The 15,055-nt window shown below is 64.9% G+C and carries 16 protein-coding genes; 5 read left to right on the forward strand and 11 right to left on the reverse strand.

What is annotated here, in order from left to right; all coding sequences use genetic code 11:
• Positions 1 to 7 precede the first annotated feature (7 nt).
• The 3 genes from RCH10_RS20915 to mmsB are packed head-to-tail and all read left to right on the forward strand — an operon-like array spanning position 8 to position 3,223.
• Positions 8 to 1,162 (forward strand): acyl-CoA dehydrogenase family protein, encoded by a 1,155-nt coding sequence (locus tag RCH10_RS20915; RefSeq protein ID WP_187051585.1) that lies wholly within the window; start codon positions 8 to 10, stop codon positions 1,160 to 1,162.
• The gene (locus RCH10_RS20920) at positions 1,159 to 2,283 is read left to right on the forward strand and encodes an enoyl-CoA hydratase/isomerase family protein (protein ID WP_409053878.1); all 1,125 of its coding nucleotides are present in this window, start codon (positions 1,159 to 1,161) and stop codon (positions 2,281 to 2,283) included. The genes RCH10_RS20915 and RCH10_RS20920 overlap by 4 nt, the downstream gene beginning before the upstream one ends.
• 40 nt (positions 2,284 to 2,323) lie before the next feature.
• Positions 2,324 to 3,223, forward strand: coding sequence for a 3-hydroxyisobutyrate dehydrogenase (gene mmsB / locus RCH10_RS20925; RefSeq protein ID WP_409053879.1), 900 nt, complete (start codon positions 2,324 to 2,326; stop codon positions 3,221 to 3,223).
• 65 nt (positions 3,224 to 3,288) lie between these two features.
• Here the strand turns inward: mmsB and RCH10_RS20930 are convergent, their stop codons facing one another.
• On the reverse strand, positions 3,289 to 3,525 hold the full coding sequence (locus RCH10_RS20930; RefSeq protein WP_409053880.1) for a hypothetical protein: 237 nt from the start codon (positions 3,523 to 3,525) through the stop codon (positions 3,289 to 3,291).
• Between the two features lie 182 nt (positions 3,526 to 3,707).
• Between RCH10_RS20930 and RCH10_RS20935 the strand changes: the two genes are divergently transcribed.
• Both RCH10_RS20935 and RCH10_RS20940 read left to right on the forward strand, forming a co-directional pair.
• Positions 3,708 to 4,670: a Bug family tripartite tricarboxylate transporter substrate binding protein gene (locus RCH10_RS20935; RefSeq protein ID WP_409053921.1), complete on the forward strand. Its 963-nt coding sequence runs from the start codon at positions 3,708 to 3,710 to the stop codon at positions 4,668 to 4,670.
• Positions 4,671 to 4,911: 241 nt separating this feature from the next.
• On the forward strand, positions 4,912 to 5,265 hold the full coding sequence (locus RCH10_RS20940) for an alpha/beta hydrolase (protein ID WP_323497540.1): 354 nt from the start codon (positions 4,912 to 4,914) through the stop codon (positions 5,263 to 5,265).
• An 82-nt stretch (positions 5,266 to 5,347) separates the two neighbouring features.
• On the opposite strand, the gene RCH10_RS20945 is transcribed toward RCH10_RS20940, so the two are convergent.
• From RCH10_RS20945 to RCH10_RS20990, 10 genes are all read right to left on the reverse strand, one after another.
• On the reverse strand, positions 5,348 to 5,935 hold the full coding sequence (locus RCH10_RS20945) for a DNA-3-methyladenine glycosylase I (RefSeq protein ID WP_409053881.1): 588 nt from the start codon (positions 5,933 to 5,935) through the stop codon (positions 5,348 to 5,350).
• Positions 5,932 to 6,270, reverse strand: a complete 339-nt coding sequence (locus RCH10_RS20950; protein ID WP_187051592.1) for a chaperone modulator CbpM — start codon at positions 6,268 to 6,270, stop codon at positions 5,932 to 5,934. Before RCH10_RS20950 ends, RCH10_RS20945 begins: the two co-directional genes overlap by 4 nt.
• A gap of 2 nt (positions 6,271 to 6,272) precedes the next feature.
• Complete coding sequence (locus RCH10_RS20955) at positions 6,273 to 7,277, reverse strand: DnaJ C-terminal domain-containing protein (protein ID WP_323497543.1); 1,005 nt, start codon at positions 7,275 to 7,277, stop codon at positions 6,273 to 6,275.
• A gap of 40 nt (positions 7,278 to 7,317) precedes the next feature.
• The gene (locus RCH10_RS20960; RefSeq protein WP_409053882.1) at positions 7,318 to 7,971 is read right to left on the reverse strand and encodes a histidine phosphatase family protein; all 654 of its coding nucleotides are present in this window, start codon (positions 7,969 to 7,971) and stop codon (positions 7,318 to 7,320) included.
• Positions 7,972 to 10,359, reverse strand: coding sequence for a penicillin acylase family protein (locus tag RCH10_RS20965; protein ID WP_409053883.1), 2,388 nt, complete (start codon positions 10,357 to 10,359; stop codon positions 7,972 to 7,974).
• Positions 10,360 to 10,373: 14 nt separating this feature from the next.
• A complete protein-coding gene (locus RCH10_RS20970; RefSeq protein ID WP_409053884.1) occupies positions 10,374 to 11,015 on the reverse strand; it encodes a CDP-alcohol phosphatidyltransferase family protein in 642 nt (213 codons plus the stop codon).
• A 34-nt stretch (positions 11,016 to 11,049) separates the two neighbouring features.
• Complete coding sequence (locus tag RCH10_RS20975; RefSeq protein ID WP_409053885.1) at positions 11,050 to 11,829, reverse strand: glutamine amidotransferase; 780 nt, start codon at positions 11,827 to 11,829, stop codon at positions 11,050 to 11,052.
• A gap of 52 nt (positions 11,830 to 11,881) precedes the next feature.
• Positions 11,882 to 13,294 (reverse strand): GTPase/DUF3482 domain-containing protein, encoded by a 1,413-nt coding sequence (locus tag RCH10_RS20980; protein ID WP_409053886.1) that lies wholly within the window; start codon positions 13,292 to 13,294, stop codon positions 11,882 to 11,884.
• Positions 13,291 to 14,703, reverse strand: coding sequence for a DUF2868 domain-containing protein (locus tag RCH10_RS20985; protein ID WP_409053887.1), 1,413 nt, complete (start codon positions 14,701 to 14,703; stop codon positions 13,291 to 13,293). The genes RCH10_RS20980 and RCH10_RS20985 overlap by 4 nt, the downstream gene beginning before the upstream one ends.
• A gap of 163 nt (positions 14,704 to 14,866) precedes the next feature.
• Complete coding sequence (locus RCH10_RS20990) at positions 14,867 to 15,052, reverse strand: hypothetical protein (RefSeq protein WP_409053888.1); 186 nt, start codon at positions 15,050 to 15,052, stop codon at positions 14,867 to 14,869.
• Positions 15,053 to 15,055: the final 3 nt, after the last annotated feature.

Below are 15,055 nucleotides of genomic sequence, written 5' to 3' on the forward strand. Positions count from 1 at the left end.
GCTTCGGATGGACTTCGAACTCTCTGAAGAGCAGCGCGCCTTCGCGCAAACCGCGCGCGATTTCGCGCTGAGCGAATTCGCTCCGAACGCGGCGAAGTGGGACGCCGAGGCGATCTTCCCTAAAGAGGCGATCGCCAAGGCGGGCGAGCTCGGCTTCTGCGGCCTCTATGCGCCCGAAAGCATCGATGGTCTCGCGCTACCGCGGCTCGACGCCACGCTGGTGTTCGAAGAGATGGCGGCCATCGACCCGTCGACCACCGCCTTCATCACCATCCACAACATGGCGACCTGGATGCTGGGTACCTGGGGCGGCCCCGCGGTGCGCGAGCGGTGGGGCTCGGACCTGACGAGCGGGCGCAAGCTGGCGTCCTACTGCCTCACCGAGCCGGGCGCCGGGTCGGACGCGGGCTCGCTGAAGACGCGCGCCGAGTTGCAAGGCGGCGAGTACGTCATCAACGGCGGCAAGGCGTTTATTTCGGGTGCCGGCGCGACCGACGTGCTGGTGCTGATGGCGCGCACAGGTGGCGGTGGCGCGGGTGGCATCTCGGCCTTCGCGCTGCCGGCCGATGCGCCAGGCATCAGCTACGGCAAGAAGGAACACAAGATGGGCTGGAACAGCCAGCCCACGCGCGCGATCAGTTTCGACAATGTGCGTGTGCCTGCCGACCACTTGCTCGGCAGCGAAGGCGAGGGCTTTCGCATCGCGATGAAGGGGCTCGACGGTGGGCGCATCAACATTGCGACCTGCTCGGTCGGTGCTGCGCAGGGCGCCCTCGATGCGGCACGTCGCTACTTGCAAGACCGCCAGCAGTTCGGCAAGCCGCTCGCGAGCTTCCAGGCCTTGCAGTTCAAGCTGGCCGACATGGCGACCGAACTCGTGGCGGCGCGCCAGATGGTGCGGCTCGCAGCGAGCAAGCTCGATGCAGGCCATGCCGACGCCAGCACCTATTGCGCGATGGCAAAGCGCTTTGCCACCGATGCGGGCTTCAATGTCTGCAACGACGCGCTGCAACTGCATGGCGGCTACGGTTACCTGAGCGAATTCCCACTGGAGAGATTGGTGCGCGACACGCGCGTGCATCAGATACTCGAAGGCACCAACGAAATCATGCGCGTGATCGTCGCGCGCAAATTGCTGGACAACGAGAGTGATATCCGATGAGCGATGACGTGGTTCTTTTCGACGATATCGACACTGCCGGCGGCCAACGCTTCGGCGTCGCGACGCTCAATGCGCCGGCTTCGCTCAACTCGCTCTCGGTGGCGATGGTGCGCCTGCTCACACCCAAGCTGCGCGCGTGGGCTGCAGACAAAGAGATCGTTGGCGTGCTGCTGCAGGCCACCGGCGACAAGGCCTTTTGCGCTGGCGGCGATTTGCGGCAGCTTTACCAGACGCTGCTCGAATGTGGCCCCGAGCGCAACGAGTACGCCGAGCGCTTCTTCGGCGAAGAGTACGAGCTCGACTACCTGATCCACACCTTTCCGAAGCCGTTTCTCTGCTGGGGCCAAGGCATCGTGATGGGCGGCGGCATCGGCCTCATGGCAGGTGCGTCGCATCGCGTCGTCACCGAGCACAGCCGGCTTGCGATGCCCGAGATCAACATCGGCCTGTATCCCGATGTGGGCGGCAGCTGGTTCCTGCGCCGTATGCCGGGGCGAGTGGGTCTGTTCCTGGCATTGACAGCAGCCAACCTGAACGCATCCGACGCGATTTTTTGTGGGCTTGCCGATGTACTGATTCCGCATGAGCGCAAGCAACACGTGCTCGATGCGATCGCTGCTGGCACATGGATGGGTGATGCGCAGGCGGACCGTGCCGCGCTGTCGAACATCCTGGCCGACGCGGCCAATACCGAGGGCGCCCCGGAAGCACCGCACTCCAAAGTTCGCGAGCATTTCGACACCATCAACGCGCTGATGTTCGGCGACGATCTGCATGAAATTGCGGCGCGCCTGCGTACGTTGCAAAGCGACGACTCGTGGATGCAAACGGCATCCAAAACTTTCAGCAAAGGTGCGCCGAGCTCGGCCGCATTGAGCTTCGCGTTGTGGCAGCGCGTGCACCGCATGTCGCTGGCGGAAGTGTTTCGCCTCGAATATCTTGCGTCGCTGGGCTTTTGTGCGAACAAGGACTTTGCAGAGGGTATTCGCGCCTTGCTGATCGAGAAAGACCGCAACCCGAAGTGGAACCCCGCGACCCTTGAAGAGATCACGCCCGCCTTCATAGAAGACCACTTGCGACCGCGTGGCGACATGGCACCCGAACTCGTCGGGCTGACCTGAACCGCACTGCACATTCGACGAGATCACGGAGACAAGCATCATGAAAATCGCATTCATCGGCCTCGGCAACATGGGCGGCGCCATGGCCTTGAACCTGCACAAGGCCGGCCACACGCTCCGCGCATTCGACCTCTCGGCTGACGCTTGCAAGAAGTTCGCGGCCGAAGGCCTGCCGATTGCGAAATCTGCAGCAGCGACTGTCGACGGCGCCGAAGTCGTCATCAGCATGCTGCCTGCCAGCGCGCATGTCGACGGTCTTTACTTCGGCAGCGGCGATCAGGCAGGGCTGCTCGAGAAGATTCCCGCGGGCACGCTGGTGATCGACAGCAGCACCATCGCTGCAGCCACTTCACGCAAGGTCGCTGAAGCGGCTGCGAAACGCGGCATCGCCGTCATCGATGCGCCGGTGTCGGGCGGCACCGGCGGCGCCATTGCGGGCACGTTGACGTTCATGGTCGGCGGTGCCGAAGCCGACCTCGAGCGCGCACGGCCGGTTCTCGAAAAGATGGGCGCCAACATCTTCTACGCGGGTGGCGCAGGTGCCGGCCAGACTGCCAAGATCTGCAACAACATGCTGCTCGGCATCCTGATGATCGGCACCTCCGAGGCGCTGGCACTCGGTGTTGCCAACGGGCTCGATCCGAAGGTGCTGTCGGAAATCATGCGGCGCAGTTCGGGCGGCAATTGGGCACTTGAGAAGTACAACCCGATGCCCGGCGTCATGGAGACATCGCCCGCGTCGAAGAACTATGCGGGTGGCTTCGGCACCGATCTGATGTTGAAAGACCTGGGGCTTTCGCAAGAAAACGCGGCGGCAGTTCGTGCATCCACGCCGCTCGGTGGATTGGCCCGCAACCTGTATGCGGCGCACAGCCTGGCAGGTCACGGGGCGCAAGATTTTTCGAGCGTCATCAAACTGCTGCAGACGAAGGGCGCTTGATGAGGGCCGACTGACAAGGGCTGGCTGACAAAGCCAACCCGGGCCATGGCGCTGAGCGCGCCACGTCAGGATTTTTTAGCCGCCTTTTTCGTCTTCGAAGCGGTTGCAGGCTTCTTGGCTGTTTTCGCAGACTCTTCGAAATCCTTGCTCGAGGGCGCTCCGCTTTGTCCCGCCTTGCGCACTTGCTCGCCGCTGCCGTGCTTGATGCGTTCCTGCTTCGCATGGATGTTCGCGTACAGGCCCTTTGTCTTCTTGGTCATGGTTATCCTTTTGATTGATCGTCTGTGGCGGACGGTGATCAAAATTACGTTCCCGTTCAAAAGGCGATGCGCAGCCAGCCGCCGCGCGCTTTCGTAGGACGCATGGCCGATGGAGCCGGCTCTGCGGTTCGTGGAACGGAGTAGTGCGGGGCATGGACTCTTCAGTGAAGATCGTGCACCAACAACATCAGGAGATTCCCATGCAATCCATTCGCCGGTCGATGATGCCCGCCCTCATGACTATCGCTGCAGCAACTTCGCTCGGGGCGGTGCAAGTGGCCTTCGCAGCAGATGCCTGGCCCAGCAAGCCGATTCGTCTCGTGGTGCCGTTCTCGGCCGGCGGCGCGAATGACCTGATGGCGCGGGCCGCGGCCGAAGGTGCATCGAAGGCACTGGGCCAGCCGATCATCGTCGACAACAAACCCGGCGCCGGCACGACCCTCGGTGCCGATGTCGTCGCCAAGAGTGCGCCCGACGGCTACACGTTTCTGGTGAGCGCCGCGGGCGTGATCTCCAACGGGATGATCAAGAAGACGATGCCGTACAAGGACGAGGCGCTGGTGCCGGTCGCGATGATCGGGCTCGCGCCTTCGGTGATCGTGGTGCCGGCCGACGCGCCCTACGACAACCTGAAGGACTTCATCGCCGCATCCAGGAAGACACCCAACGGCTTTCATTGGTCGACGGCCGGCACCGGCAGCACGCCGCACTTTGTCGAAGGACTGCTCGAAACCAAGTACGGCGCCAAGCTCGATGTCGTGCCGTATAAGAGCGGCTCGGAGTCGATCACCGCGGTGCTGGGCAGCCAGGTCGAGGCCACGTCGGAAGCCAGCATCGTGGTGCTGCCCTATCTGAAGAGCGGCAAGCTCAAGGCACTGGCCGATACCTGGACGCAGCGCATCTCTGCCTACCCCGACCTGAAGACAGCCACCGAGCAGGGCTTCCCGGACATCAAGATCGCGCATTGGGCGGGCGTCCACGCACCGCGCGGCACGCCTGACGCCATCCTCGACAAGATGGCCGCAGCGGTCGACACGGCGATGAAAAACGCCACCACCGTGGAGCGTCTGAAGGGCATGGGCATCGAGCCCATCGGCGGCACACGTGCTTCGTTCGTCAAGTTCGTTTCCGAGGAACGGGCGCGACTGGGCAGCGTGGTCAAGGCGACCGGCATGAAGGAAGACTGAATGTCAACGGCGCGTTTAACCCTACGGTTTAACGCGCCTATTGTTTCCATACCGCGAACACCGAGGTTCTTTTCTTGAGGGTTTTTACTTAGTCATTCAGTTCAAAATTCAGTCCATCAGATCGGCACACCAGCCGGCCTGGGTGAACAGGGCCCCGAGCGAGGAGGCCGCCTTCAACGAGGCGGGTACTCATTCAAGACCGGTTCGAAATCATCCAAAAACGTATTTGAAGGAAACTGAAATGACTGTCTCGAAACTCCTCTCCGCCATTGCACTCGCCGTGATCGCCGCTTCGGGCGCTGCCCACGCTGAAACGTACCAAGGCGTCACTGCCGTGAGCTCGCAGCAAAGCCGCGAAGCCGTCAACGGCCAAGCCATCGTCGCTGCACGCAGCGGGAACATCTACGGCGACGCAGCTGGCGAAGGCGTGACCCAGTTGTCGGGCCGCTCGACCGACCGTGCTGGCGTTCGTGCCGAAGCTGTCGAAACCGCTCAATCGGCCAACCAGAATCTGGACCGCAAAGCCTTCGTGAACAGCGTCGTGCCTTCGCAGTACAAGATCCAGCGCACCAACACGCGCCAAGCCGGTCTGTAAAAGGCCAGGGCGCTACGGCGCCTGCAGCGCAACCTGAATTAGCGGCCCCATCGGGCCGCTATTTTTTTTGCCTTACGCCGGCTCACCCCGGGTTGCGCCGAAAGCAATCGGCCGAATGGTCGTTGACCACGCCGGTCGCCTGCAGCCACGCGTAGACGATGACCGGCCCGACGAATTTGAAACCGCGCTTCTTCAGCACCACCGACATCTGCTCCGACAACTCACTCTTGACCAGCCGCTCTGGCCCCGCATTGCGAATCGGCTCGCCGCCAGCCATTCCCCAGACGAATTCCGAAAAGTCCTCACCCGCCGCCTGCATCGCCAGATAGGCCTTCGCGCCGCCGATGGTCGCCAGAATCTTGGCTCGCGAGCGCACGATGCCGGCGTCCTGCATCAGCCGCTCGATATCAGCTTCGTCGAAGCGCGCGACTTTCTCGGGATCGAAGTTCTTGAAGGCCTTGCGGAAGGCATCGCGCTTGCGAAGAATGGTCAGCCATGAGAGCCCCGCCTGGAAGCCGTCGAGCATCAGCTTTTCCCATAGCGCGCGGCTGTCGTGCTCGGGCACGCCCCATTCGGCGTCGTGGTACGACTGCAGCAGGGGGTTGGATTCCGCCCAGCCGCAGCGATGTTGCGCGTGCGCCTTTGCGGCGTCTGCGTTTGCAGCGCTCAAGGCCGGCCTTGCGCGTGGAGCACCGCCTTGAGCCGACGCACCTCGTGCTGCAGGTCCAGGATCAACGCCGCGGCATCGAGCCCGACACCGAAATCGCGCTCCAGCCGCCGTGCTTCTAGTGCGTGCTGCAGCGCAGCGCTATGAAAGCGCCAGTCGTCGGTGCGCGCCGGCACGGGCGCTTCGACCTCGACGATGCCGACTTCCACCAGCTGGACGACCCAGTCGATCTCGGCGCCGACCGCGTGCGCCAATTCGCTCGCGGCGAGCGGCCGGGCGCCGCTGATCGCGCTTGAAGACGTGGTGACAGTGTGTGTAGTGATGGTGTAGCTGGCCATGCTCAGTCTCCCGAAATGCCGAGGTGGCGACGTGGATCGAAAGGCGCTGCTTTCGCGAGTTGCTCGTAGGCCTGCCGCGCCGCGTCGGTGTCGGCTGGCGGCAGGGCGATCTCGAGCAGCAGGTAAAGATTGCCCCGCGGCTTGCCTGGCAGGCCGCGTTCTTTGAGCCGCAGCTTGAGCCCGCTGCGCGCATTGCGCGGCACGGTCACTTCGACCACGCCGCCACCCGGCGTCGGCACCTTCACCTGCGCGCCCAGCGCCGCTTCGGTCGGCGTCACAGGCAGCGTCATGTAGAGATCGCGCTCTTCGATGCGATAGAGCTTGTGTGGCGCGATGCGCACTTCGAGGTACAGGTCGCCGGCCGGCTCGCCGCCCTGGCCGGGCATGCCATGGCCCGTCAGCCGGATGAACTGGCCGGGATGCACGCCGGCCGGAATCTTCACGCTCAGTGTGCGATTGACGAAGGCCGGCTGCCCCTGCGCATCGGTGTCGAGCGCGCGCAGGGTGATCTCGCGCTCGGCACCGTTGATCGCGTCTTCGAGCGAAATCTCGATGGCCGCGTGATGGTCTTCGCCTTTGGCGCGGTGGTTGCGACGCTCGGCACCGCGGCGCTCCGAGGCACCGAACATGGAAGAGAAGAACTCGCTGAAATCGGCATGATCGGCCGGGCCATCATGGGGCCCGCGATGGAACTCGAAGCCTTCGTCCCAGCCCGGCGGCGGCTGGAAGTCACCGCCTGCACCTGGGCCGCCAGGACTACCGGCGCGGCCGCCCATGCCTTCACCACGCGCTACACGTGCCGCCAGCGCATCGTAGGCGGCGCGCTTTTCCTTGTCGCGCAGCACGTCGTTAGCCTCGTTGATGTCGCGCATGCGCACCTCGGCGTCGGCTTCCTTGCTGACGTCGGGGTGGTACTTGCGTGCGAGCTTGCGATAGGCCTTGCGCACCTCGTCTTCCGACGCGGTCGACGCGAGGCCGAGTGCTTTGTAGTAGTCCTTGAATTCCATGAAGTGTTCTTGTGTGCCGATGAACGCCGAAAAGAAACGTCTAGGCTATGGCGGCGCCGCCGTCGACGTTTTGCGCTAGCGCATACGCCGTCCATTTACTGCCCGTTCGCTCGAACTTCAAAGGTTGCGCGTTGCCGAGCACATCGGGTCCGATCGGCACGCCGAGCAGCGCGGCAAGCACATACAACGTGCCGCCATGCGCCACCACCAGCACGGGCGCCGGCTCGGCCAGCGCGGCTGCCAGCGCCCCGCGCTTGCGCTCGACGAAGCTCGCCAGCGTTTCGCCGTTCTCGGGGGCGCAGGCCCAGTCGATGTTGGCCGACGAGGTGCCGATCAGGTCACCAAAGTGGCGCTCGCGCAGGTCTTCGCTCTCGAGCGGTACCAGCTTGAGCGTGGCGCCCACGGCTTTCGCGGTGGTCAGCGCACGGTTCGCGTCGCTCGCCACCAACGTGCGGATCGGCTCGCCCGCAAGCACTGCGGCCGCTCGTGCCGCTTGCTGCAACCCGAGCTCGCTCAAGGGTTCGTCGACCGCCTGAAAAATGCGCAGCGCGTTGCGACCTGTCTGACCGTGGCGCAGAAAGTAGAAGTGATCGCAGGCCGGCGTCAAAGGCTGCGCGGCAGCGAGGCGAACGAGTTCTTCGTAGCCTGCGGGATGCTGAACCGTGAAATGAGGAGGCGTCGAAGGTGTGGTCATTCAATACACAAGCTGCAGCGGCCGCCCCTGGCGCTGTGCCTGGACGTCCGCCGGATGGAAGGGCAATGGCTGCCATTGTTTGGCAGCGAACATCGGCAGTTGATCGTACGCGCGTGGCGATGCCGGGTCGCTGCTCTGGCCATACGTCAGCAGGCCCTGCGCAACGGGGCCGCGCTCATCGAAGGTCACGACCTGCAGGTAGCCGGTGCCGGAGTTGACGTTGTAGCCCTTCGAGTCGATCGCTGTCTGACCTTGCGTGCTGAGCTTGTTGAGCACACCTTCGAATTCTTCGCCTCCGTGCAGGCCGATTTTCTCGCCACGCACCAAGCGGGATTGCGGATTGCCCAAGGGTGTGTCGAGCGCGAAACCCGCGACTCGCAGCGTGTTCGCGGCTTCGGCCAGCGCCTTGAATACGGCCGTGCGAATGGCAGGCGTTGCCATGTCGAGTCCGGCCGGCGTTGTCACGGGCTGGGCCGGGTCGAACGCTACGCGCCAAATGCCGGGCATGTCTTTGGCGGCGCGCCAGAACTCGCGGAACAGCGGCGCACCGCGAGACGCGGCGTTGCTGGTGCGGTCCCACGCAGTGAGTACACGGCAGCCGGCAGCCTGATCCGCCGTCAATGTCGAGGCGCTTTCAGCGCACGCCGCCGCGAGGTCGTTCATCACCAGCGCGCCGGCGAGGTTCTTGTCGCGAAAGATCACGCTGCGCAAGTCTGCCGCGCTCATCCTGTTGCCGGGAAGGCCATCGGTACCGGCAAGCCGACCGCGGATTTCCATGATGCCGCTGCGCGTGCGCAAGCGTTGCGGCTTGCCGATCAAGCCGACCAGAGGAGACACACCCGGCATCGGCGCGATGTCCGGGTTGCTCAGCCAGAAACTGTCGTTGCTGTTCTGCACATAGTCGGGCGTGATGACGACCGGCATGCGCGCCGGCGCGATCAGGCCGGGCGATGATGCTGTGCTGTCGCGGCTCCAGGCACAGGCGCTGCGCGATCCGTCGAGCACCGGCAGATTGGCGGCGTTGAGCAGCGCGGCCGCGGCGGGCGAGGGCGTGCAGGTCTTCAACATATCCGCCGACACATCGGGCACCACCGACAGATCGGCATACATCGCGTTGCCGTCACGGTCCGCCGCGATGGTGTTGATCCACGGCATGCCCTGGTTACCCATGGCAGCACGCAACTCGCTCACGTTGCGCGCCTGGCCCATGCGGATCCAGCTGTCGGCCGATCGTGTGTTCAACGTGTTGGCGTCGCGCAGTGCATAGGCGCGTTGCGCTGTCCAGCCGAGGCCGGCGCGCGGCAGCGAGATCACCGGACCCCAATCGGTCGAATAAAAGGTGTGCTGCAGCGGCGCGCCACCGTCACCTGCTCCCCCGCTGCCGGACGGCAGGGTGACGGTGCGCACCGCCATGCGCTTGGGCTCGCCGTCCACCCAGTAGACAGTCGGGTCGGCCGGGTCGAGCTTCAGTTCGTAGAGCGTGAAGCGCTTGCCGGTCGACACGGTGTGCGTCCAGGCGACATCCTTGTTGAAGCCGATCGACACGATAGGGCTCAGCGCACCGGCTGCGCCCATCACGTCGAGCTGGCCGGGAATGGTCTGGTGAACCTGCCAGAAGCGGTTGATACCAACCCACGGAAAGTGCGGGTTGCCAAGCAACAGGCCCTTACCGTCGGGCGTCGCGTTGCGGCCGAAGGCCCAGCCGTTCGAGCCGAGTTCGCCGCCTTCCGGGTTGGCGTTGAAGCTATAGCGCGCGATCTCGGCGATCGACGCTTCAGGGACGACTGCTGCAGCGGTTTTGACTACCGGAGGCGCCGCCGCCAGCACCGCACCCGCCAGTGCGCCGATACCGCCTTGCACCATCGACAACTCGGTCGATCGCGCGAGGTCGCTCGTGGTCATCGGGCGCACCCACGCCTTGCCGCGACAGGGTTCGGGCAAGCCTGCCATTCCCGTGTCTTGCAGGTAGCGGTTGTAGCCGGCCACATAGCCGCGCATCAGCGCCTGCGCATCGGGACTGGCAGTGGCAGCGGCCCGCGCCAGCGCGGCGTCGTCCATGTGAGAGCGCACGAAAAAATCGATGCGCGCGTTGGGCATCTTGACAAAGCCGAAGTCCCCGGCGGTCTGGGCGCCGAGGAATTGCGAGCGGTCGCCGCGAAGCGTGAGCAGGTGCTCGGCCGTTTGGCACACGTTGTCTTGCGCATGCGCATAAGCGGTGCCGTAGCCGAGGCCTTCCCAGTCAGGCGCCGTGATGTGCGCGATGCCGAAGGTGGTTCGCTCGATGGTCACGCTTCGCGCGTTGGCCGACAACGCAGAGCCACTGGCAGCAAGCAGGGCGCCCGCGGCCATCGACACGAGCGCCGGGGAGAGCCGGAAACGAGCGGGCATCCTGAACGATCAGGCTAGAACTTCGGAATGCGCAAGGTCTTGCTGATCATCAACGTGCCCGACAGGCCGAACAGCAACGTCAGCGGGTGCAAGGCCCACGGGCCAACCAGCCAGACGCCGCCCCAGATCGCCTCGCCGATGCGGCCTTGCCAGGCTGCGAACGCGAGCACGCCGACCAGCGCAACGCTGGTTGGAATGGGCGTGCCCTCGAAAAACTTGACCTTGTCGGCACCTTCGGACAGCGCCTCGGCGGTGACGTTGTAGCGCGCCAGCCGGCTCACGCCGCAGCACACGAAATAGATCAGCAACAGGCAGTCCCAACCTCCCTTGAGCCCGGCGGCAAACGCCAGCGCAGCGGGTGCGACGCCAAAGGAAATGATGTCTGCGAGCGAGTCGAGCTCGCGGCCGAGCGCCGAGTGCGTCTGGCGCCAGCGGGCGATGCGGCCGTCGAATACGTCGAAGATAAAAGCAGCCGGTGCCAGCGCGGCGGCCCACAAAAAATGATCGATCGACTGGCTCGCCACGAAAGCCATCGCCAGGAACACAGCGCCCACGCCGCACGCCGCATTGCCGAGCGTGAACACGTCGGCCAGATGGAAGCCGCGAATCATCGAGAAGTGCTTGCGCGCTGGCGGTGCGGTGTTGGGCGTAGACATGCAGGGCTTTTCGACAGAGGAGGTGGAAAGCACCTTAGCGCAAACGCAAAGCCGTTTCTGTAGTCGCGTTCCGATGTTCGCGATCGTGCTCTTCGGTGATCTGCGCGAAGCGGCCGAGCAACTGCGCCGCGATGGCCGTCGCCCTTACCCGGTCTCGCAAGGCCGGCACGTCGACACCCTTGGCGCTCAAATCGTCTGCCATCGAATCGACATAACCGCACATGGTGGCTTCATCGAATTCGGGATGAAACTGCACGCCCCATGCGCGCTCGCCGAGCCGGAATGCCTGATGGGGTTCGTGTGCATTGCTGGCCAGCAGCACGGCGCCATCGGGCAGCCGCAAGGCGCTCTGCCGGTGCGCGGCATGGACTTCGAAGCGGGATGGCAAGTCGCGCATGAGCGCATCGCAGCGAGCGGCTTCGGTCAACGTGATCTCCACCGTGCCAACCTCGGTGCCGCCCGAATGGTCGCCTGCTTCGCCGCCCATCGCATGGGCCAGCAACTGGTGCCCGAAGCAGATGCCGAGCAGCGGCGTGCCATGCGCGACCAGTGTTGCCAGCCACCGCGCGGTCTGCTCGCTCCACGGTTCCCTGTGCGAGACCATTGCATGAGAACCTGTGACGATCGCGCCGGCGATTGTGTCGGGCGAGGGCAGCGTGTCGCCGAGCCGCGGATCGAGCACGAGCACCGGCAACGATGTGGTGCCCAGACCGTCGGCGATCCAGTGCTCGAAGTCGCCGCGGTCTTCGCTCAGGTGCGGGATGGTGTCGCCGAGTTTGACGATGACGAGCGGGTGCGGTCGAACGTTTTCCATGAACAGGATGATGCCCGAAGCGGCGCGCCCGACGACCTCGATGGCCGCTTCTTCAACTCGACAATGCGGCTTCGAGCGGGCCGGCGACGCGCGCGACCAGCGCCTCGCGGGCGGCCGGTGCAGTCCAGCGCAAGCGACGGGTGCTTTCCCATTCGGGATGGCTGCGCGCGGGACGTGCTGCGCGCACCGCCGGCGCCACATCGCGACCGGCGCTGCCGCCGACTGCGATGCGTTCGGTCGCCGCGTGGCCGCGGCGCTCCAGCGCCTGTGCCAACTGCAGCTGCCAAGCCGCCATCACCACCAGCACGCTGTCTTCGATGCTCAGCTCCTGCACGTCGCGCAGCATGTTCATCAACTTGCGGCCGAACGGCCCCCAGCCTTGCGACACCGCACCGCCGATGGCGCCGCCCAGCGCAGCACCGGCACCGAGCGACAGGCCGGCCAAAGCGAGGTCGGCCACCACGCCCACCGCAGCGCCTGCGACCACGCCTTTGCCCATCAACAGGCCGGCCGCCTTCATGGCCTCGGGCTCGAAGAAGTCCAGCGTCCAGCGGCCATCGATGGCTTGCAGCGGCGCTTCGTCTGCATCGCCTTGCCGAAACCCGTAGAGCGCGAGCAGGTCGTCCGTACAGCGCTGTGCCTTGTCGGTGACGGACAGGCGCAGCGCCGCGACCAGCGCCTGGCGCTGGGCTGCGTCGGCGAACGCTGCGGCCGACGCTGTGCGACGCACGGCCGCCGCATCGACCAGCAGTTCGGCGATGCGGGCCGCCGCGGCGTGGCGTCGATGCGCGGCTTCGGCTTCGAGTTGTTCGACAGCCCGATGCAGCGGTTCGCGGTGATCGCGCAGCAAGGTCGCGAGGTCGCGATACAGATCACGCTCGGCACCGGTAAAGGGCGCTGCCGCGTCGAAGCGCACAAGCACGTGCAGGCCGTAAGCCGACAGCAGTTCCTTCCACGCGGGCTCGCGGCTGGCCGCATCGCGCACGAAATTCAATACCGGCAACACCGGTCGCGCGCATGAATTGAGCAACTCGATCTCGGCGCGAAACTTGGGCAGCACAGGCTCGCGTGCATCGATGACGAGAAATGCCGCATCGACATCGAGCATCGTGCGCAGCACCTTGGCCTCTTGCTCGAAGGTGCCGTGCGCCTCGGGGCTCTGAAGGAATGCGCGAATGCGATCGGGCGGTGTGTGCGTGGTGTCGAAGGCTTCGAGATGCTGTCGCAGCGACACCGCGTCTTCAAGCCCCGGCGTGTCGAAAAACCGCACGATGCTGCGGCCGTCGATGCGCAGGTCGACGCTCTCGACATGACGGGTTGTGCCGGGCCGCTCCGACACCTCGCCAAAATCGACGCGACGGGTCAGCGTGCGCAGCAGCGAGGTCTTGCCGGAGTTGGTATGGCCGACGACTGCGATGCGGATGGCTTGAGGGTCGCTGCTGGCAACAGACAGCTTGTCGTTCATGAACGGACGCCCGCTTCGCCACGGCCGGTGAGCGCTGCGCTGTCGTCTTTTAAAACGCCATCCTCCTGCCATGGCGCGATGCCGACCTCGACCATCCAGTCGCGCCAGCGTGCCGGCGTGGCCGACACGCCCCACAGCCAAAGTCGGCATTCACCGCACCGGCTCTGCACTTCGCGCACGAAGCGTTCCGCCCCACGGTCAGGGCTCGATGCGCCGTTGCACACGAGGATCACGCGTGCGGGTCGCGCCCCAGTCAACGCGGCGAGCAGTTCGCCGCGCTGGGCTGCGCTGCCATCGACTTGAACATGGTGGGCGGCAGCCGGAACAGCAAGAGCAGGCGGCCAGGGCGCCTCGTCGGGCAGCTCGAAACCGATGATCCAGAGCGCCTTGGAGGTGTCGCTCGCGGCCAGGCCGGGCACTGCGCCTTGTCGCATGCGTCCACCGTCGGCATCGACCACGCGGGGCGCTTGCAGTGCATCGAAGCGTGCCAGCAACTTCAGGTAGTAGGCATTGCGCAGGTCAGGCTGAAGCGCACTTTTGCGCGCCTGCCAGACGGCGGCGCTCAACAGTGCGAGCAGCAGCCGAGGCAACAGGCCGTAGACCACGACGCAGCCGGTCAGCCACAACGCCCATGCGCGCTGGCCGGCAAGCGACGCGGTATCCGGGGCGGCACTCGGCGATGAAAGCACCGTCTGTGCATCCGGCACCGGAAAGCCGAGCCACGATGGCAGCGCGCCGAGCCACTGCACGCTGCGCACGAAAAACCCGGGCTCGAGAATCGTCGTCTCCCAGCTCAGCGTGTAGTTGCGAAACGCCAGCGAGAAGAGCAGGGCGGCGACGATGACCGCGAACGAAAGCGTCCAGATCGTATGGCTCACGAATCCGAGTGCCCACGGCAGCAGCCGCGCACGTGTCAGCAAGCCGGTCGTCGCGCGCACCAGCACCGGCGCTTGCCCGCGCTTGCCACCCGCCACATGCGCAGTGAGTGCGAGCCAGATCGAGCCGAACGACGCGCTGAATGAGCCAAATGAGCCGAACGGAAGCACGAGCCCGATGAGCCATACCAGTAGCGTCAGCAAGTGCAGTCCGAGCAGGCTGACCAGCGCAACCATCACGTTGATCTTGCGGTCGCCGCCGATCACGTTGCCGGCCACGCCAAGCCCCGCGAGCACCACCACAGCGACGATGGCCAGCAAGATCCAAGGCGCCGAGGCGCGCATGCGTTCGACTTCGGCTTCGAGCCCGATGCGACGCCCGAGGATGCGGGCGCGCTCGGTGATGCGAGCGGCCCCTGTGTCATGCACCGACGACATCGCGGTACGCACAGCCTCCGAGTCGTCCAACGGGCCGGTCGTTTCGACCCACCGCACTGATTCCGTGACGACCGCGTCTGCCAATGTCGTATTCAACAAGTTCCTTGGTCGTTCTGAGTCGTGGTGGGAGGGCGCGGAAATTATGCCCGCCACACAGGCCGCGACCACAACGGAAAACGGGGCCGCGGACGGCCCCGTTGAAAGCATCCCTCTCGGGATCGCGTTGCGCTGATGCGCTCTGGTTGCTTTCGATCCGCTTTCAGCGAAGGCCGAAGAACGAAAGCACTGCAACAACGACGACGACCAGGCCGACGATATAAATGATGGAATTCACGGCAAGCACCCCTCTTTGTTTAAGACGCATGAATGGTCGTGGCAAAGCGCATATTGGATTGTCGGCGGCGGTCGGCGCGCGCTGTAGGACTCGCGAAGCAAACGCGGTCATTCA

Source organism: Variovorax sp. GrIS 2.14 (assembly GCF_046115955.1).
Taxonomy (GTDB): domain Bacteria; phylum Pseudomonadota; class Gammaproteobacteria; order Burkholderiales; family Burkholderiaceae_C; genus Variovorax.